Raw genomic sequence first — 19639 nt, forward strand, 5'->3', positions numbered from 1 at the left:
CGAGAGGAGGGAACACGATGACCGAGCAGGAACAGCCCAAAAACGATTTTATGCACAAGCTCGCGCTGCAAATTGTTGAGCGGCGCAACCTTGTGTTCCTCATCGTCATTCTGGGAACCATCTTCACCATCTTCTCCCGCAGCTGGGTCAAGGTGGAAAGCGACCTGACCACCTATCTGCCCAAGACCAGCGAGACCCGCATGGGCCTGGACATTATGGAAAAAGAGTTTACCACCTACGGTTCTGCCGATGTCATGGTGGCAAACATCACGCCGGACGAGGCAGACCAGCTGAACGACGAGCTGGCGGGCCTCAGGGGCATCCAGATGATCGAGTACGATGATACCACCGCCCATTATAATAATGTATCGGCGCTGTACTCCATCACATTCGATTACCCCGAGGACGACGACCAGTGCCTGGAAACGCTGGAAAGCGTCAAGGAGTACCTGAAAGACTACGATATCTACGTTTCCACCTCGCTGGGCAATACGCAGGAGGAGACGATTGAGCGTGAAGTCAATGTCATCATGGTGTATGTTGCCATCATCATTGTGGTGGTGCTGATCTTCACCTCCCAGACCTATGCGGAAGTTCCCGTGCTGCTGCTCACTTTCGTGGTGGGCATGATCCTCAACATGGGCACCAACTTCCTGCTGGGCACCATCTCGTTCGTTTCCAACTCGGTCACGAACATTCTGCAGCTGGCCCTTTCGCTGGACTACGCCATCATCTTCTGCAACCATTTTAAAGAAGAACACGAGACCCTGCCCTTGAAAGAGGCGGTCATCGAGTCGCTGGCCAAGAGTATCCCGGAGATCAGTTCCAGCTCCCTGACCACCATCGGCGGTCTGGTGGCCATGCTGTTCATGCAGTTCAAGATCGGCCCGGATATGGCCATCTGCCTCATCAAGGCCATCCTGTTCTCCATGCTGTCGGTCTTCGTGGTCATGCCCGGCCTGCTGATGCTGTTTGGCCCTTACATGAGCAAGACCAAGCACCGCAACTTTGTGCCCAAGATCTCGTTCGTGGGCCGCTATGCTTACAAAACCCGCAAGATCGTTCCCATCGTCTTTGCAGTGGTGCTGGTGTTTGCCTACCATTTCCAGACACAGTGCCCCTACGCCTATGGCTACGGCCCGATCAAGACGCCAGTGTTGAATGAGACGCAGATCGCCGATAACATGATCGACGAAAACTTTACCAAGTCCAACCTGGTGGCTCTCGTCGTACCAAAGAACGACGATTACCGGGTGGAAGCAGCCATGATCAAAGAACTGGAAAGCCACGATGAGGTGGACCACACCCGCGGCCTTTCCAACATTGAGGCCATGGACGGCTACATGCTGGAAGACCGGCTCACTTCCCGCCAGTTCTCTGAGATGGCGGGCCTGGATTACGAGCTGGCCCAAGTGGTCTACACAGGCTACGCGTTGGAAAATGATGAGTACGGCCAGGTCATTGGCAACTTCTCCAACTACAGTGTGCCGCTCATTGATATGTTCCTCTACGTCTGTGACGAGGTCGATTCCGGCATTGTCAGCCTGGACCAGGATCAGATCAACGACCTGCATGATGCCCAGACCCAGATGCTGAGCGCAAAGGCCCAGCTGCAGGGTGCGGATTACAACCGTATTCTGGTCTACCTGAACCCCAGCCTCCAGAGCGGGGATGAAATGTATGAGTTCACGGACCAGATGCGCACCATCGCCCGGAAGTATTACCCGGACGGCGACATCTATCTGGCGGGCGACGCCACCAACGAGTACGACTTCCAGAAGTCGTTTGCCATCGACAACATCGTGGTCAGCGTGGTCTCCGTGCTGATCGTGCTGATCGTCCTGCTGTTCACGTTCCAGTCGGTGGCAATGCCCATCCTACTGATCCTCGTCATCGAGGGCGCGATCTGGGTCAACTTCTCCGTCCCCGCTTTTATCCACACGCCGCTGTACTTCATGGGCTACCTGATCGTCAGCTCCATCCAGATGGGTGCAAACATCGATTACGCCATCGTTATTGCAACCCGCTACAACGAGCTGCGGGATAAGATGGACCATAAGACAGCCATGATCGAGACGCTGAACTTTGCGTTCCCCACCATCCTCACTTCCGGCACCATCATGACGGTGGCCGGTACCCTTATCGGTCAGATGACGTCCGATGCCTGCATCGTGGGCATCGGCCAGTGCCTGGGCCGCGGTACCATCATCTCCATCTTCCTGGTGCTGTTCGTCCTGCCGCAGATCCTGCTGGTGGGTGGCAAGCTGGTGGATAAAACTTCGTTCTCCATGCATCATGTGGTGCTGCACACCAACACGGCCAGCGGCCGGGTGCGTGTCAATGGCATGGTGCAGGGCGAGGTGAACGGCTCCGTGGCCGGTACCATGAACGCCGTTGTGGATGGAAACGTACATCTTACCGTTCTTTCTGGTAAAATCTCACAGGAGGTGCAGGATGAAAACGACTCCCATGCGGACGAATGAGTCTGCGGCGGGCAGCACCCGGCTGCTGCACCGCCTGACCGCTGCGCTGCTGGCACTGGTGCTGGCGGCTTCGGCGGCGCTGCCGGTATTTGCGGCCGACACCGCGCCGACGGATACCATTTACATCAACAGTGTTTCGGACCTGCTGGCCTTTGCCGACAAATGCGGCTTTGATCAGTGGTCCAAAGGCAAGACCGTGATCCTGCAGGAAGACCTCTCGCTGGAGGATACGGAGTGGGCCCCCGTTGCGTCGTTCAGCGGCGCGTTCAAGGGCAACGGCCACACCATCTCGGATGTCAGCCTCGTGGGGGCTTATTCTCCAGCCGGCTTCTTCGGCATCCTGGAAGAGGGCGGTTCCATTCAGGACCTTACCATCAAGGGTGTGGTCAATCCCGCTGGTACCCAGAAGACCGCAGGCGGTCTGGTGGGCACCAACTACGGCACCATCATCAACTGCACGTTCTCCGGTGCTGTCCACGGCGAGGAGGAGGCGGGCGGTCTGGTGGGCCGCAATGAGACGAGCGGAACCATCGACCACAGCACTTCCCGTGCCATGGTCAGCGGTGCGTATGCCACCGGCGGCATCGTGGGCTACAACCTCGGTGTCATCACCGGCTGCACCAATGTGGGCGCCGTCAACTCCGAGTATCAGGAGTCCGCCCTCGATATGGAGGGCCTCCCGGCCACCCTGCTGGAGCTGGTCAAGAAGGATATGGGCGATGACCTGAGCAATAACATCTCCAATGTCTCCTCGGATACCGGCGGCATTGCAGGCCGCTCCTCCGGCCTGATCCTCAGCAGTGCCAACGCGGGCGACGTGGGCTATGCCCATGTAGGCTATAACGTGGGCGGCATCGTGGGCCGGACCGATGGCCTGATCTCCGGCTGTGTCAACCAGGGCCTGGTACAGGGCCGCAAGGACGTGGGCGGCATTGCCGGCCAGGCAGAGCCCTATGTGGAGCTGGACCTGGACCAGAGCACCATCAACCGTCTGCGCACCGAGCTGGACACGCTGCACACCATGGTCAACGGCGCGGCCGATGACATGGACGGCAGCACCAGCCTCCTCAATACCGACCTCAACACCCTGAACTCTCAGATGGACACTGCCGTGCAGGCAGCCCGCCGTCTGCAGGAGCAGGGAGGCGATTACTTTGACGAAGTGGCGGACGAGGTGGACCGCACGGGAGACCTCATCTCCGATACATTTACCCGGCTGGAGCCCGTGATGGACACGGGTGTCGACGCACTGGATAAGATGACCACCGCCGTGGGCCAGCTCAAGTGGGTCACCGCGGAGATGGCGGCCGAGATGCTGACCGCCTCCACGGCACTGGCCAAGGCTTCTTCCGGCGCGCACAAGGCCAGCGACGCGCTGGATTCCAGCAAGCAGGGTCTGGAGCAGATCAGCAAGGGCCTGGACGACCTGATCGCCTCGCTGCCGGGCAAGGATGACAGCGGCCTGAGCAGCGCCATCAGCACCATTCTGGGCGGCTATTCCAGCGTGTCCGGTGACGCGGTGGACGATCACATCAAAACAGCCATCTCCCTGCTGCAGGTGGCGAATTCCGCCATGAGCATCCTCTCGTTGGGCTCCGGCATGAGCGGCCAGATGAAGCTGCTGACCACCGGCCTGGGTCTGCTGCGGAGCGCCACGCTGCTGGCCGATGACGGCCAGCTGGCTTCCGCCGGCAAGCAGGTCACCCGCGCCGTGGGCAATATGGCAGGCCGGGCCACGCAGATCGGCGCGCTGCTGGGCAACACCGCCAACCTCGTTTCGGAGCAGGGCAATCCCCAGATGGCTTCTGCCCTTACCAGCATGTCCGGCGCGCTTGGCAATGTGGGCGACCAGCTGGGCAATCTGGAAGATATTCTGGATAAGCTGGGCTTCAACACCGGCAACATCAGTTCCGGCAATGCCTCCATTCAGGCGGGTCTGGATTCCCTGAGCGATGCCGCACAGGATCTGGGCAAGGCTGCGGATGATTTTGACAAGTCTCTGGATATCCTCAAGACGGATTCCGCCCTCACCAGCGCAACGCTGGGCCACATGTCCGCCAGCCTCGGCATCATGGCGGAGGGCATGAGCGGCCTGACCAGCATGACCAGCCAGGCGGCGGATATCGTCCACTGGCTGGCGGAGCAGGATCCCATCCATGTGCCGCGCCCCTCTTCCGAGATGACCGCGACCAAGGATGAACTGTTTGACGCTGTGACGAACATGACCGACCAGATGAGCACCCTCAACCGGGATATGCTCTCGGCCAGCAACACCCTCACCAGCAACCTCCGCTCCATCAACGACCAGATCAATGTGGTCTCCAACCTGCTGCTGGATGCTGTGGAAGAGATCAGCGACCCCGGCAGCAAGAACATCTTTGAAGATGAGTCCGAGAACCTGACGGCTCAGAACGAGGGCAAGATCGAGGGCTGCACCAACCGCGGCACCGTGGAAGCCGACATGAATGTGGGCGGCATCGCGGGTACCATGGCGGTGGAAAACACCCTTGACCCCGAAGACGACGATAAGGATGAGAACCGTTCGCTCCTGCGCACCGAGTACACCATCAGCGCGGTGGTGATGAACTGTGTCAACGAGGGCACCGTTACCTCCAAGAAAAAGGCGGCAGGCGGCATCTGCGGCGAGATGGATCTGGGCTACATCACGGGCTGCGAAGCTTACGGCAAAGTGGATGGCAACAACAAGGTGGGCGGCATTGCAGGCCATTCCTCCGCAAAGCTGATCTCCAACTGGGCCAAGTGTGAGCTGACTGGCAGCAAGTACATTGGCGGCATCGTGGGCCAGGGCGCGGACAGTGTCCTGACCGGCAACAGCTGCATCATCAAGGATAACCGCGCCATGGTGGAGATCCATGAGCCGGACGATGACGGGGATGACTCCGAAGTGGCCCTCTCCACGAGCAGCAGCAACACCGACGGTCAGTATTGGGGCGCCATTTCCGGCGGCCAGGATGGTACGTTCACGGGGAACCTGTTTGTCTCCGATACCCTGCGCGGCGTTGACCGCATCAGCCGTGCCGGTCAGGCAGAGCCCATTGATTACGATACCATGCGGGCACTGGAGGGCGCGCCCAAGGGCTTCCAGAAGCTGACGCTGACCTTTATGGCCGACGGCCACATCGTGGACCAGCGCACCTTTACTTACGGTGCATCGTTTACCGAGGCGGATTACCCCGAACTGCCCCAGAAAGACGGTTACCTTGCCGAGTGGAACACCCCGGTGCTGGATGACCTCCATCTGGACACCGTGGTCACGGCGCTGTACACCTCTTACACCCCGGCACTGAAGAGCATTGATGTCCGCATCAACGGCCGTCCGATCTTCTATGTGGATGGCCTGTTTGGCGGCTCCAATGCCCTGAGCGTTACCTCCCAGACGCCGTCCGGCGTGGCCAATGCCACCGAGCAGTGGCTGCTGGACTTCTCGGACGACGGGCAGGAGACCCACACTATCCGCTATCTGCCGCAGGGCAAGCAGGGCAGCGTCTATGTCCAGCAGGATGGCAAATGGATCAAAGTGCCTACCGATACCTTTGGCAGCTACATCACCTTTACGGCTGCCGGGACCGAGATCGTCATGGCCTTTGTGCCCAAGGGCATCCCGCTCTGGGAGCTCTGCGGCGGCACGGTAGCCGCGCTGCTGGTGGCAGCATTCCTCGCACGGAAGCTGATCCACAAGCGTAAGGCCCGTAAGGCCAAAAAGAACGCTGCCCCCGTGGAGGAACTGGATACGCCGATTGAATCGGACGACCAGAGCACCGAGCAGCACACCAAATAAAAACCAGCCCTTGGGCTGAAACGGAAAAGGCTCCGGGCTTGCCTCCCTGTGAAAGGGGAGTGCAGGCCCGGAGCCTTTTTTGCGTATACGGAAAACGTGTCAGACGCTCTTTTTGTAGACGATAAGGGAAACGATGGCGGAGAGCACTTCCGTGGCCCAGAACGCGTTCCAGACGCCCACAGGGCCAAACTGTCGGCAGAGCACCCAGGCCAGCAGCATGATGAAGACGATGTAGCGGCACAGGGAGATCACCAACGACTGCGTGCCCTTGCCCAGACCCTCCAGCGCGCCGGAAGAGGTGGTGGAGATGGCGGAGACCACAAAGCCCAGGCAGATGATCCGCAGAGCAACTTTTCCGGCTTCCACCGTCTCCGGGGTAGAGGTAAAGAGCCGCATGAGAGGCTCCGAGGCCACCAGACAGCCAAGGGTGCCCGCTGCCATGATGGCGGCGCTCAGGATGAGGGTGATCTGGTAGAGCCGGCGTACCCGTTTGTGCTCCCCGGCACCGTAGTTGTAGCTGATGAGGGGACGCATTCCCTGCACGATGCCGTTGGCGGGCAGGTAGAGGAATGTCTGTAGTTTGTAGTAGATGCCCAGCACCACCACATAGCTGCCTGAGAACGCGGCCAGCAGGCTGTTGAGGAACGTGTCCAGCAGAGAGGGAAGCGCCAGGTTGAGGATGGCCGGGATGCCGATGGAGTAGAGCCGGGTGTCCAGCTCTTTGTCCAGCTTCAGGCAGGCGCGGCGCAGCCGGACGGGCAGCTCCGTGGAAGCATACACCACGAGGTAGATACCAGTGCTCAGTGCCTGGCCGATACCGGTGGCCAGCGCCGCGCCTGCAATGCCCATGGCAGGGAACGGCCCGATGCCAAAGATGAGCAGCGGGTCCAGGATAATGTTGCCCACACAGCCCACGATGAGGGCTACCATGGTCACTTTCATCCGGCCCACGGACTGGAAGATCTTCTCAAAAGCCAGGGAGGCCATGTTGACCGTGGCAAAGCCAAACACGATGTAGGAATATGACATCATCAAGCAGAATGTGGACGGCATCCTACGGACAACACCGGGAAAGGAGCAGATGCAGGAACGGTAAATCTGCACAAAATATTGTTCGGATTTTTGAATCCCAAACGCTTAGACCGGGTGGCGTTTCCGCCCGAAATCATGTAAAATAGACTTAGACAACGAAAGCGAGGAACCCTCTATGGCAGAAGTGAACGATAACAGCTCTATCCAGCTTTTTGAAGATCAGAAAATCCGTACTGCATGGGATGCAGAAAAGGAAGAATGGTATTTTTCTATTGTGGATGTGGTTGCGGTTTTAACCGAGCAAAAGGATAGTCGAAGTGCTGCTAAATATTGGAGCGTTCTGAAAGTTAGACTGAAAAACGAAGGCAGTGAACTGACTACAAATTGTAGTCAGTTGAAAATGAAGGCAGCAGATGGCAAACGTCGTCTTACGGATGTTGCCAATACGGAGCAGCTTTTACGTATCATTCAGTCGATTCCTTCCAAAAAGGCTGAGCCGTTCAAGGCATGGCTGGCAATGGTAGGCAAGGAACGCATCGAGGAAACCATCGACCCGGAGCAGGCCATCGACCGCGCGCTTGATACCTATTTGAAGAAAGGCTACTCCGAAGAATGGATTCATCAGCGGCTTTTGGCAATCCGCATCCGAAATGAGCTGACGGATGAATGGAAGAAGCGCGGAGTGCAAAAGGGTAAGGAGTACGCTATTCAATAAATGTTACCAATTATAGAGTTGCAGAAGATGACGAACTCGGATTGGAAGGCAAGATGCCAACTGTCGAAATAGTATCGAAGTAAGCAGCCAAGCTGTTTTATAATGAAACACAAAGATGTTGGTACACATTGGAATAGGATTCAAAAGCCGTATGAAGAACACAGCATCAAAAAAGAAAACTTGTCTCGGATTTTTGCTGATCGTATTTTTAGCATATGTGGTGTGCTATCTTCTTTCTCAAACAGTGTTTCATGAAGTCTACTTGTTTGAATGGACAGCAGCCCATTATTATTTGTGTTTATGGGTTGCATCTGTTGCTTTCTGTTTTCTGGAAATGTATAGAGCAGCTCTTATCACAACAGCTGGAAACTGGACAGGAATTTTGATCGGACAAGTGTTGGGCGATTTTATTATCAAAATAAACGCCACAAAAATCACGCCGGATATGTATATAGGAAAAGTATGGCAGCTCAAGGCACACTACGGAGTTTTGATTTGGCTACTCGTTTTCCTACTTTCGTTTATTATCGGAATGATTGTTGAAAAGAAAAATCATTGTTAAAATGCGTAGTTAATAATAGACAGCCCTCTATTTGCAAGTCGCAAGTAGATGGCTGTTTTGTCTGCTTTGGATATTTTAATTAAAGGTTAGTCTTCCATTCTACCGTGGTCACAACCAAGTGAGAGATAGTGCTCAATCTCACCAATCAGCACAAGCTGGGCGTACTCCAAAGGATTATTATACAGCAGCGCGTCCAGTTTTGCCCGCTGTGTGGGGCATGGCAGTACTTGCTCATCAAAGATCAACGCGGTCGTCCACTGTATTTCAATACAGAAGCAGACGACCGCATTGACTTTTTTACGAGATGAGGTCTCTTTTTTCTCTCTTAAGTCACCTAACCGCACTACCTTGCATCACAGGCATTGACGATGATATCCACGTCGGAGCGGTTCATCAGGTCTTTCAGGATGCCAAACTGCTTTTTGGTACCAGCAGACACCAGATTTTCATTATCTATCTTTTTGTATTAAGGTCTACAGCAATCTAATCCCACATTAAAACGAGAAAATGCTTAATTGTTCTCCTCAAAGTTCTCTACCTGTTCCATGACCTTTTTGAGAACTTCGGGGCTGTACTGCGGGGGATATCACGCTTTTCAAAGAACGAGCCGGAGTTGCGCGCAGCGCGCAGATAATCCCGGCAGTTAAACAAAATCTGATCAAGGTTGAGAGCTTTTTCTTCAGCCTTCGTCTTTGCCATGGCTTTTTTCTCCAATCTGAAAATTACAAATTGCGGACAAAAAGGACGCATTGTTGTGGCAAGCAGTGCATTCGTGCGCACAAATGCAAATTTTGCGTTGCAAAATGCTTGTTGGGAAATCCCAAACCCTTTCTGATCTGCACCGTTCCGGTGCAGGCTACGCGTTCCTTCCGAACGCTTTTGAATGTGTCAATACAAACTCTCTCCAAAAATCCGAGTCGCTTTTTGGTGCAAGCGTCAATGGCATAACTCCGATGTTCGTGGTAGAATAGGTGCGTTGTGTGCCTGACGCATGAAAACGGAAAGGACGATGCAGAAATGGAGCAGCTATATCTGATGCCCGGTGAGGAACGCTACACAAAGTTTCGGGATGAGAACGGTGTGCCCAAAATCCGTTACACCTACTGTTCCCTGCACGGCAAGCTGTTCAATTGCGTGTGCCGCTCAACAGATGAAGCCCAACGGCTGTGTGAAGATTGGCTCGTAACGCAGGACCGCTGCTACATAAACTAAAAAAGTCGCCGAGGATTCCGCCCCATGAAAGGGTTAGAATCCTCGGCGACTTTCGTTTATCGTGTCTGCTGCTTTTCCTGTGCGTCTTTTTCTTCTGCGAAGAACAATTCAATATTTTTCTGTGCCTTTACCAACTCCTGCATTTCTTCTCGTGCCTTGCGATAGTCCGGGTAGGCTGTTTTCTTTTGGGTCAGAAGATCGGAATACTCTGCATTCAGTGCTTTGACCTTCGGCAGCTTTTTTAAGCCAGTTTCATCGAAAGCGGCCTTGGCTGCTTTGTGCAGTGTGATTTCTTCCCGGTGAGTATCCAGAAACTTTTTGCTATATCCCGCTTTCCGGTAGGCATCGTAGACTGGGTGGGTCTTGGCGTAATTGACGATGTGCGTTTTCAGCACAGCAATTTCCGCCATCCGTGTTTCGGCGGCTTTGATGGAATCTCCCAGCTGGTGGTATTTTTCTGTTGCCGCCGCTGTGCGTTCATTCAGTTCATCTGCGCTGCCAATTTTGTGCTCCTGCAAGAAAATCAGCGTCTTGGACATTTCTTTCAGATTATATTTTTTCGCCCATCGTGCATAGCCTTCGCTTTTGCCCTCGGAGAGCTTTGCCTGAATGTCAACCAGCAATTGGAACGGCGGCTCTTGGAACGGCTGTGTCTGACGCGGACGGTGTTCGGTTTTTCCCGCAATCACCGCTTGCAGTTCATCCTCACTGTACCCAGCCCCCAGCGTTTTGAAGCGGATGAACCGCTTCTGCCGTGCGCCCTTGACGGAAGTGTATTTTCCACGCTTGACCTCATAACCCTGTTGTTCCAGTTTTTGCAGAAAATCTTCGTAATCCTTGGGCTTTTCTGCAAGGATGCTGTCGATGATGCCACACAGCCTATCACGATTGCTTTCTTTGGGTGGATAGAGGGTACGTTTCTGCCGTTCCCGGTAGGGCTTTATTTCAATAACAGAGAGCTGATGCTCCAGAGAAATCAAGTCGCTCAACCGCTGAACGGCCAGTGCCGAAAAGAAAAAATCCCGGAACTTTTTTGAACCGTCCAATGCGGTGGAGTTGAAAATCACATGGTTATGGATGTGGTGACGGTCTGTGTGGGTGGCAACGATAAAAGCGTATTTGCCCTTGGTAAACCGCATGGCAAGTTCATAGCCCACCTTGTTGGCTTCCTCGGCGGTGATCTCACCGGGTTTGAAAGACTGTCGAATTTGATAGGCGATGATGTCGCTTTTCTGTCTGCGCCCGGTAGCAAGTTCATACTGCCGCTTGGAAAGCATAAATTCTTCATCGACTGTCAGAGGGCTACACTCGTAGCAGCTTACCAGTTCACCTTGTTCGGTCTTATCTGGATTCTGCACATAGTCTGTGCGGCTTTTCAGACAAGCCGCAACCGACTTGCCCTTGTTTTTGTGCAACGCGATCAGCCGTGTCGCGGCCATCCTGAATCACCCCCATAAAAGAAAAATGCCGCCCGAAGGCGGCAAACGATTAAAACTATTTCTTACAGTTCGGCAAGCCACTCACTGAAACGTCCGATGTCCTCGGTGATGGCTGTTGCACCGAAAAAGAGAACGAAGCAGATGAACTCAGCTACCAGCAGGATAAAGAACTGATCCCAAGTCTGGCGGTAGGCAGTGTAGATGCCGCAGCCGAAGATGTAGAGCATCAGCGGAGCAACCACATAGCTGGACAACGTGAGCAGCCACTTCGCCATCAGAGCCAGAAAAGCCACAAAGAGAGAAACCGGGAAAAGAACAATTTTCTTCAGGATAGACATCATATCAGGCACTTCCTTTCTGTTCGCTCTTATTATAAAGGTATCGACTATTGCACTGCAAGGATGTCAAGCATTATATGTACACCCGCAGTCCTCCAACTGCGGGAATTTTCTTAGAGATTTGCCAGTTTAGTCAGAATCTGCTTGCCAATGGAAATCAGTTCGTCCAGCCGGGTGCGCAGATCAGCAAGGTCGGCAGAGTAGATCTTGCCGTTTTCGTTAGCGCGTTTGGCGACCTGATTCAGATTGTTACTGCAATTCTGAAGCAGATAAGCCATTCGGCGCAGCTGTGGAAGGTCGAGGTTCAGGCAGTAGCCATCCAGTGCCATTTTGCGGATATAGGCACTCAGACTGTGGATGCCCATTCCATACATCTTATCTAAAATGCGGTTTCGTTCTGCATCGGTCACACGAATAAATAGACGGTGTTCCCGCTTTTTCACATTATCGCCCCTCCTTATCCAGATAACTCTTGAACGGTTTGACAGGCTCCGGCTGATTGGTCTTTTCCCCCAGTGCAGCCAGCACAGACGGACGAGTTGCAGGTGTTTCGGTTTCCTCGGTTTCTTCGGGAGCATCCTGCGAGGAACTGCGGTCACGGTCGATGTTCAGCAAGGCGTTCAATTCAGCAAGGCGGGCAGACTTTTCGGCCAGTTCTTCCTCCTGTGCAAAGGGCTTTGCCACTTCGACCTCTGCGGCCTGCTTCTGCTGTTCAAGGTTTTGCAGAGCATTTTCGGCATCTGCAATACGGTCAGCGAAATTGTCGATGGCATTGTCCAGACGAGTGATATTGCCGCGCGCATCATCGCCCAGCGACACCGGGTAACTCAACTCTGCCCGGAGTACTGCCTGATGCTCATTTTTGAAGCTGTCGAATCGAATGTTCAGTTCAAAGCCACGGTAGGTGCCCAGCAGCATCATATCAGCATTGGGCATCTCCTGCCGAGCCAGCAGCAGCCGTTCGCCCGCAGCCTTTTTGTCATCGTACACCATGCCCTTGATAGTCATGCCGCAGAAGTTTTCTTTGTCCTGTGGGTGTGCTGCTGCAATCTGTGAATCCTGTTGTAAAGCAGCAATGCGGTTTTTCTGTTTCTGGATCTCCTCCGGGAAAGTTTTGAGCAGCTTATCCTCCAGACGATATTTCTGATTCTGGAAGTCTCCGCGGAGCACCTTCAATTTTGCTACCTGCACGTCCAAGTCCATCTTTTCCCGGATGCGAGGGTCGCCTGCACACAGAGCCTTGATTTCTGCGTAAGACAGAGCCTGTTCATCAATATCATCGCAGGAGCGCATGGGAGATTTGCTCGTCATAATCTGAGAAATGAACTTCTGCTTATTCTCCAAGGTTTGGTACAAGTAGGCATCAAAGGTCGATTCGGTAACGTAATTATAGACGTAAACCTGCTTGTTTTTATTGCCCTGCCTGATAATTCTACCGTTGCGCTGGGTCATATCAGACGGACGCCAGCCTACATCCAGATGATGCACCGCCACAAGCAGCGTCTGGACGTTGGTGCCAGCTCCCATCTTTGCAGTGCTGCCCAGCAGCACACGCACCTGTCCGCTGCGTACCTTGGAGAAAAGTTCTGCTTTCTTGTTCTCTGTATCTGCGTTGTGGATGAACTCGATCTCCTGTTCGGGCACACCGGCGTTGAGCAGCTTGGTGCGAATATCATCATAGACGTTGAACGAACCGTCCCCCTTGGGAGTAGACATATCGCAGAAAATCAGCTGGGTCAGCTTCTGCTCCTTGGTGTCGTTCCAGATGCGCAGGACGTTGTTGACGCAGGCGTTCAGCTTGCTGTTGGGGTCATCGGGCAGAGCGGAATTCATCAGCCGCTGATCAAGACCGATTTTGCGGCCATCCGACGTAATTTTCAACATATTATCCACAGAAGGGTCAACAGAACCGCTGTGGACTTCGGCTGCACGTTCGCTCAATGCCTGCACCATATCCTGTTGGATTTCCGAAGGCTTGACCACCACCGTCTCAAATTTTGCATCAGGCACCGGGAGATGAAGCTGGTCGCTGGTCTTGATATCTGCTGCTTCTTTGAACATCGCCATCAGTTCAGGCAAGTTGAAGAACTTTGCAAAACGAGTGCGCGCACGGTATCCGGTGCCTTCTGGGGCAAGTTCGATGGCAGTAGTAGTTTCACCAAAAGTAGAAGCCCACGCATCAAAATGGGTCAACCCTTTCTGCTGCAAGGTGTTGTACTGGAGGTAGCGCATGAGGGTGTACATCTCGGTCATACTGTTGCTCAGGGGTGTACCCGTTGCAAAAATCACGCCACGGCCTCCGGTGATTTCATCCAGATAGCGGCACTTGCCGAACATATCGCTGGATTTTTGCGCCTCGCTTGTGCTCAAACCTGCGACATTACGCATTTTCGTGTACAAGTAGAGGTTCTTAAACGCTTGGCTCTCGTCCACAAACAACCTGTCTACGCCCAATTGTTCAAACGTAACCACATCATCTTTACGGTCTGTGCCTTGCAGCTTTTCCAATTTCTGTTTCAAAGACTTGCGCAGCTTTTCCAGTTGCTTTACCGTGAAATGCTCGCCAACCTGCGCTTTCGCTTCTTCGATGGCCTCCTCGATTTCATCCATCTGTTCCTGAATCAGACGCTCCTGTCGTTCTGCGGACAAGGGTATCTTTTCAAACTGGCTGTGCCCGATGATAACTGCATCGTAGTCGCCGGTCGCAATTCTCGCACAGAATTTTTTTCGATTACCGGGTTCAAAATCTTTCTTGCTGGTAACCAGCAGCTTCGCATTGGGGTACAGGCGTAAAAACTCGCTGGCCCATTGTTCCGTCAAATGGTTTGGCACGACAAAAAGACTTTTCTGGCACAAGCCCAGACGTTTCAGTTCCATAGCGGAAGCCGCCATCTCAAAACTCTTGCCGGCACCGACTTCGTGCGCCAAAAGGGTGTTGTACCCATACAGCACATGGGCAACCGCATTGCGCTGATGCTCTCGCAAATTGATCTCCGGGTTCATGCCCACAAAATGAATATGACTTCCGTCATACTCACGGGGTCGGGTGCTGTTAAAAAGCTCATTGTACCTCTTCACCAGCAGCGTCCGCCGCTGCGGATCTTTCCAGACCCAGCCAGCGAAAGCATCCTTGATGGCCTGCTGTTTCTGCTGGGCGAGGGTGGTTTCGTTTTGATTCAGCACACGCTTTTCTTTCCCATCCTCCACGATGGTATCATAGACGCGGCTGTCACGCAAATTCAAGGTATCCTCCAAAATCTTGTAAGCGTTGGCTCGGCGGGTACCGTAGGTTTCAGTGGCCATAATGTCACCAAAGCCAGTAGCAGATTTATTGCTGATTCGCCATTCGGAAGTGTAAGGGGAGTAGCGAACGGTGATGGCATTGTTGTAGCGGATACGATAGGGCGGCTGAAAAGTTTCCATCATAAACTGCTGCACGATGGAAGGGGCAAGCCAAGTGGCACCCAAACGCACATCAATTTCAGATGCCTCCAGATCTTTGGGCTGTGCCTTGGTCAGTGCGTCCACATTAACCTTGAACTCCGGGTGACTTTCCGCAGCAAGCTGTGCCATCCGCAGCTTATCGCGTACATTACCCGAAAGGTATTCGTCCGCAGTCTGCCAGCCTGCTTCCGGGTCGTCTGCATCGGCGGCAGGATCTTTGAAAATCACGCCGGAGAGTTCGGTGGTGATGCGCTCATAGTTGCCGGGAGTGCCCAGCAGTTCTGCCATATAAGGCAGGTCTACTTTGCCGTGTTCCCCGATGGACACCGCCAACGCTTCGCTGGGGGTATCCACGCTGGTGACAACACGCTCTGGCCGAATCGTCCGCTTGGTGAACATATCTGCCTTGGACTTGAGATTTTTATTCTCGTCCAGATTCTCCAGTGAGCAGAGCAGATAGTAGGAACTGTCATCATCGAACAGACGTGCGTTTTTCTTGTCGTTAATCAGGCCGTATTTTGCGGTAAAGGCATCATAGGCGGCATTCAACTTGGCCTGCGATGCCTTAATGTCCTCGTCCGGGTAGTCGTTCAACTGCTGCTGAATCAGTTCGTTGACGATCTGCCGCAACTCCACCATACCAGCTACACGGCCTTTGGCGTTGTCGGACAGTTCGATCTGCGTCATGATAGAGTTCTCTCGGTAGTAGATCTCGCCATCAACAACCGTATAGCTAAAATTCTTCACAGTCGGGTCTGCGGGCAGCGTTTTGCGCTGTGCTTCCGCATCTGCGACGTCCGGGGCAGCAATCTTCACCGCAGTGTAATTGCCCTCGATGTGCTGTACCGCCTCGGCAAGCTGGTCTGCAAGGCTGGTGCCCTCGATGGGTGCAACGGTCAGGTCCTCCCGTCCGTATTGGGTGCTTTCGGTGGTCAGCTCGCCCAGCACCATCTCCGGGTGGTCTACGAAATACTGGTTGATGGCAAAGCCATCCTCGGTCTTGCCCAACTGCACCCATGCAGGTTCGATGTCCGCAGGGCGGTCACGTTTTTGCAGGAAAATAATGTCGCTGACAACATCCGTACCAGCGTTAGCACGGAACGCATTATTCGGCAGACGGATAGCACCCAGCAAATCGGCCCGTTCTGCCATGTGCTTACGGGCGGTGCTGTCCTTGCTGTCCATAGTATAGCGGCTGGTGACGAACGCCACGATGCCGCCCGGTCGCACTTGGTCGATAGTCTTGGCGAAAAAGTAGTTGTGGATAGAAAGCCCCAGCTTGTTGTACGCTTTATCGTTGACTTTGTAATTGCCAAACGGTACGTTGCCGACCGCTAAATCGTAGAAATCCCGCCTATCCGTGGTTTCAAATCCGGCCACCTTGATGTTGGCCTCCGGGTACAGCTTTTGGGCAATCCGGCCCGTGATACTGTCCAGTTCCACACCATACAGACGGCTGTCAGCCATGCCAGAGGGCAGCATACCGAAAAAGTTGCCAATACCCATGGAAGGCTCCAAGATATTTCCAGACTGGAAGCCCATCTTTTCCACAGCATCATAGATGGCGCGAATTACCACCGGAGAGGTATAGTGTGCATTCAGAGTGGAAGCGCGGGCGGCGGCATACTCCTCTTCGGTGAGCAACCCTTTCAGTTGGGTGTACTCGGCAGACCAGTTTTCCTTGTTGGGGTCAAAGACATCTGCAAGACCGCCCCAGCCTACATACTGCGAAAGCACCTGCTGCTCCTCGGCGGTGGCACCGCGATGCTCCTGCTCCAAAGTGCGCAAGGTCTGGATGGCTTCAATATTGCGGGCGAATTTCTGCTTGGGGCCTCCGACACCCAAATTATCATCCGTGATGTGAAAATTTCCTGCGGCTTCCGGTATCGGTTCAGCGTTCAGGGCTTCGTCTGCGGCAGCAGCATCCGGAAAGGTCTGCCACTCGCCATTGACCTCCACAGAGATAGGCAACTTGTCCAGTTCCTCATCAGGTGTAGGTTCATCCCGCCGCAGACCGTCCTCGAATTGCTGCTTGTTGAGTACCTCGTTATCCCACGACTGCCCATGCGCGCTGGTGTCGATGCGCACATCGGTTTCGCCAACATAGCCGATTTTGCCTTCGATGGTTCGGGTGGGAAGGTCAACAACAACTTCGTCACCGACCTTGTAATCAACAGCCTTTTCAGGAGAAACGTCAATAATTTCATCCTGCTGCTGTTCATACAGTTCCCGGATATTGGGCAACCGTTCAACCCGGAAGATGGGCTGTCCGCTGTTGGTCAAGTCCATGTCCTGCAAGCTGACGGATTTGAACATGAAGTTGACGTGATCCACACGGAAATCCCGGCCATCTAGCTTGATGATGATGCCGATCGGCAGATAATCTTCCTCTCGCAGATATTTTGTCTGATGGTGGGTACCATCTCCGCCCTGTCCGGCTAGATAGATGCTGTTGCCCTCGGCCCACAGCTTCTGCGATTTTGCTACCCACTCTCTGCGCAAAAAGCCGGTCACTTTGACTTTTCCCAGCGCATTTTCCTGTGACAGCAAATTAGAACGAAAAACTTCCTTTACAGTGATTGCATCTTTGTCATAGAACAGAAAATATCCGCCCAGTTCAAAGCCAATCAGGGTATTGGGGTACTGCTCTTTCAGAGCATTGTATTCGGCAGCGGCATCACCATCCAGCATTGGGAGCTGTCGTTCCGCTTCCTGCACGGCGGCACGATGCTCTTTTTCCTTATCGGTCAGGTAGCGGTCAGACTGAATCATCAGGTCGATGTATTTCTCGACCTGTGTCCAGCTTAACGTAACTTTTTGATGATCCGGGTAGTGGTCAAATTCAAGTCCTTTTCCATCATGATTTACAAAACCGCTGCTGCCATCCAGAAAATCGTGGGAATGCCCACCGATGCCGTACTCCTTTGCCAGTGCTTTGGCACGGAGTTTGCGGTCAGGCTGGGTCTGGTACAGCGCCATAATGCGCTGTTTGCCGCCGGCAAACCCTGAACCATGCCGCCGCAGCTCGTTCTCAATTTCAGCCTGCGACAAAACAAAAGCGGAGGGCGTTTTTTCGCTCTCCGCTCGGTCGATTTTTTCAATTTGCTGGGCTTCGGTGGGGATGGGCGCATCCAGAAAACTTAGCTGTAAATCAGCTCCGTCATCACCAGTTCCTCTGCCTGCGCTTTCAGGCTGTTCATGTGCTGCACCCACATCAGTTGGTTCTGCGCTTTGTCCGGGGCCGGGTTCTGCTTCAGAAGTTGCTCCATGCTCTGCCGCATCCGGCTCTCTGCCGTCTGCTCCACCTCCATCAGGTGCGGGTACAGACTCCCGTTCAGAAGCATCGTGTGGTACAGCACCGGGCGATGGTTCATCAGATACGTCCGGCGCAGCCTGCCGTACTTGCCCAGCGGCTTCCGGGGCTGGTTCAGGGTCAGGTTCGGGAGAAGGTAATCCCCGACGGTCGAGTAGGTCACGTTCCTGCTGTTCGTATTCATATTGGCTCCTTTCTGCATTGCGGCGGCGAATGGTTGTTTTTACGGTGCGCTCGATGTTGCGCAGCACCTCCCGGCTCATGTCGCTGACGGCTGCGCCGAGGGCGTAAACACTATCCGGGGTGGAGAAATTGTAGATCGCCTGAAAATCGTCCTTGTCGAACCACCCGGCAGGCTCAAGACCACAGCGTTCCAGCAGCGTATAGGTGACGCTGATGGCGGCGGCGGACTTGAACTGCATCTCCACCCCGGCTTCATCATAATCCATCAGGAGCGAACCGTCAACGATGGCACGGATGTCCTCGCCGTTGTTGTCCCAGTAATCTGCCACCAGTTTCCCCGCAACGTCCGCAAGCTGCTGGCTGACACGCTCTCCGCTGATGCCGTAGGTGGCGGCGAGCATTTCTGAAACCGGCTGTTTCAGGTCATCGTTGTACTGCCACAGGTCGGGGTCACGGGAATTACGGCGCACCCCGGTGTCCGACACATCGAAAACGTAGTGCAGGCGGGGAAATCCGCTGGATTCGTCTAGCAGAGCGATACCCTTGGAGCCGCGCCGGACATACCGGTTCATGCGGTTGTTCCAGACGTCGTAATCGGCGCAGGCTGTGGCATCGGGTCGCTGAGCGTAGATCATCAACTGGTCTGCAAAGGGATACTTGTACAGCCGGGATGCGGTTGTCAGGTAGTCCGTCCAGCTTTCCCAGTACCGGGTCAAGCCGTTGGCCGTGCGCTGGGCGAGGGCAAGGTATTCTTCGGTTTTGCTTGGCATTTTGGCCTCCTTCTTCAGATTTTAGGGTATAAAAATAGCGAGCAACCGTTTTAGGGTTGCCCGCAAGGGATGTAATAAAGATCGATTATTATTCAAACTTTTTATGACACTTTGGGCACTCTTTAGGGATTGGTCTATAACCAACAAGCGAGCAGCCACAATAAGGACATTTCATCATAATGAGATGATATACAATGCCGCCAATAACAACTATTGCACCGGTTAACAGGCACAGGTTGATTTTGTACTCCTTTGTTGTCATTGCGCCTATTACCACGAGCAATATTCCTGTTACCAAGATGAGACAAGAAATGAAAGCGTGCTTTTGCGGGCTGTTGTTTTTCATATG

At 53.9% G+C, this 19639-nt stretch carries 14 protein-coding genes and 1 pseudogene; 6 read left to right on the forward strand and 9 right to left on the reverse strand.

What is annotated here, in order from left to right; translation table 11 throughout:
• The first annotated feature begins 17 nt into the window (after window positions 1-17).
• Window positions 18-2483: an MMPL family transporter gene (locus tag P0G09_RS13635; RefSeq protein ID WP_055189758.1), complete on the forward strand. Its 2466-nt coding sequence runs from the start codon at window positions 18-20 to the stop codon at window positions 2481-2483.
• The gene (locus P0G09_RS13640; protein WP_227612051.1) at window positions 2455-6282 is read left to right on the forward strand and encodes a GLUG motif-containing protein; all 3828 of its coding nucleotides are present in this window, start codon (window positions 2455-2457) and stop codon (window positions 6280-6282) included. Before P0G09_RS13635 ends, P0G09_RS13640 begins: the two co-directional genes overlap by 29 nt.
• Before the next feature lie 99 nt (window positions 6283-6381).
• Here the strand turns inward: P0G09_RS13640 and P0G09_RS13645 are convergent, their stop codons facing one another.
• Window positions 6382-7269: an MATE family efflux transporter gene (locus P0G09_RS13645; protein WP_342760536.1), complete on the reverse strand. Its 888-nt coding sequence runs from the start codon at window positions 7267-7269 to the stop codon at window positions 6382-6384.
• Window positions 7270-7489: 220 nt separating this feature from the next.
• On the opposite strand from P0G09_RS13645, the pseudogene P0G09_RS13650 reads away from it, so the two are divergent.
• Together P0G09_RS13650 and P0G09_RS13655 are read left to right on the forward strand one after the other, a co-directional pair.
• Window positions 7490-8023, forward strand: a pseudogene (locus tag P0G09_RS13650) (Bro-N domain-containing protein); the annotation flags it as partial.
• 157 nt (window positions 8024-8180) lie between these two features.
• The gene (locus P0G09_RS13655; protein ID WP_242700168.1) at window positions 8181-8591 is read left to right on the forward strand and encodes a hypothetical protein; all 411 of its coding nucleotides are present in this window, start codon (window positions 8181-8183) and stop codon (window positions 8589-8591) included.
• Window positions 8592-8677: 86 nt separating this feature from the next.
• Here P0G09_RS13655 and P0G09_RS13660 read toward each other — a convergent pair whose 3' ends face one another.
• On the reverse strand, window positions 8678-8935 hold the full coding sequence (locus tag P0G09_RS13660) for a DUF6061 family protein (RefSeq protein WP_097775136.1): 258 nt from the start codon (window positions 8933-8935) through the stop codon (window positions 8678-8680).
• A 190-nt stretch (window positions 8936-9125) separates the two neighbouring features.
• Complete coding sequence (locus P0G09_RS13665) at window positions 9126-9290, reverse strand: hypothetical protein (RefSeq protein WP_170126654.1); 165 nt, start codon at window positions 9288-9290, stop codon at window positions 9126-9128.
• Between the two features lie 318 nt (window positions 9291-9608).
• Here P0G09_RS13665 and P0G09_RS13670 point away from each other — a divergent pair, with 318 nt between their 5' ends.
• Window positions 9609-9803 carry a DUF3873 family protein gene (locus P0G09_RS13670; RefSeq protein WP_005924624.1) on the forward strand — a complete coding sequence of 65 codons (195 nt, stop codon included), beginning with the start codon at window positions 9609-9611 and terminating at the stop codon, window positions 9801-9803.
• A gap of 56 nt (window positions 9804-9859) precedes the next feature.
• On the opposite strand, the gene P0G09_RS13675 is transcribed toward P0G09_RS13670, so the two are convergent.
• From P0G09_RS13675 to P0G09_RS13695, 5 genes are all read right to left on the reverse strand, one after another.
• Entirely contained in the window at window positions 9860-11242 is a 1383-nt protein-coding gene (locus tag P0G09_RS13675; protein ID WP_097839618.1) for a relaxase/mobilization nuclease domain-containing protein, read from the reverse strand.
• A 62-nt stretch (window positions 11243-11304) separates the two neighbouring features.
• A complete protein-coding gene (locus P0G09_RS13680) occupies window positions 11305-11583 on the reverse strand; it encodes a hypothetical protein (protein WP_005924630.1) in 279 nt (92 codons plus the stop codon).
• Window positions 11584-11693: 110 nt separating this feature from the next.
• Window positions 11694-12023: a plasmid mobilization relaxosome protein MobC gene (mobC, locus tag P0G09_RS13685; RefSeq protein WP_275252928.1), complete on the reverse strand. Its 330-nt coding sequence runs from the start codon at window positions 12021-12023 to the stop codon at window positions 11694-11696.
• Window position 12024: 1 nt separating this feature from the next.
• On the reverse strand, window positions 12025-17796 hold the full coding sequence (locus P0G09_RS13690; RefSeq protein WP_275252935.1) for a DEAD/DEAH box helicase family protein: 5772 nt from the start codon (window positions 17794-17796) through the stop codon (window positions 12025-12027).
• Window positions 17797-18164: 368 nt separating this feature from the next.
• Window positions 18165-18521: a TnpV protein gene (locus P0G09_RS13695; protein ID WP_117530303.1), complete on the reverse strand. Its 357-nt coding sequence runs from the start codon at window positions 18519-18521 to the stop codon at window positions 18165-18167.
• Window position 18522: 1 nt separating this feature from the next.
• Between P0G09_RS13695 and P0G09_RS13700 the strand changes: the two genes are divergently transcribed.
• On the forward strand, window positions 18523-18927 hold the full coding sequence (locus P0G09_RS13700) for a hypothetical protein (RefSeq protein ID WP_275252930.1): 405 nt from the start codon (window positions 18523-18525) through the stop codon (window positions 18925-18927).
• A gap of 451 nt (window positions 18928-19378) precedes the next feature.
• Here P0G09_RS13700 and P0G09_RS13705 read toward each other — a convergent pair.
• Window positions 19379-19639: hypothetical protein (locus P0G09_RS13705; protein WP_275252931.1), on the reverse strand; the 261-nt coding region annotated here is incomplete at its 5' end.

This window comes from Faecalibacterium sp. DFI.5.82 (assembly GCF_029076575.1).
GTDB lineage: Bacteria > Bacillota > Clostridia > Oscillospirales > Ruminococcaceae > Faecalibacterium > Faecalibacterium duncaniae.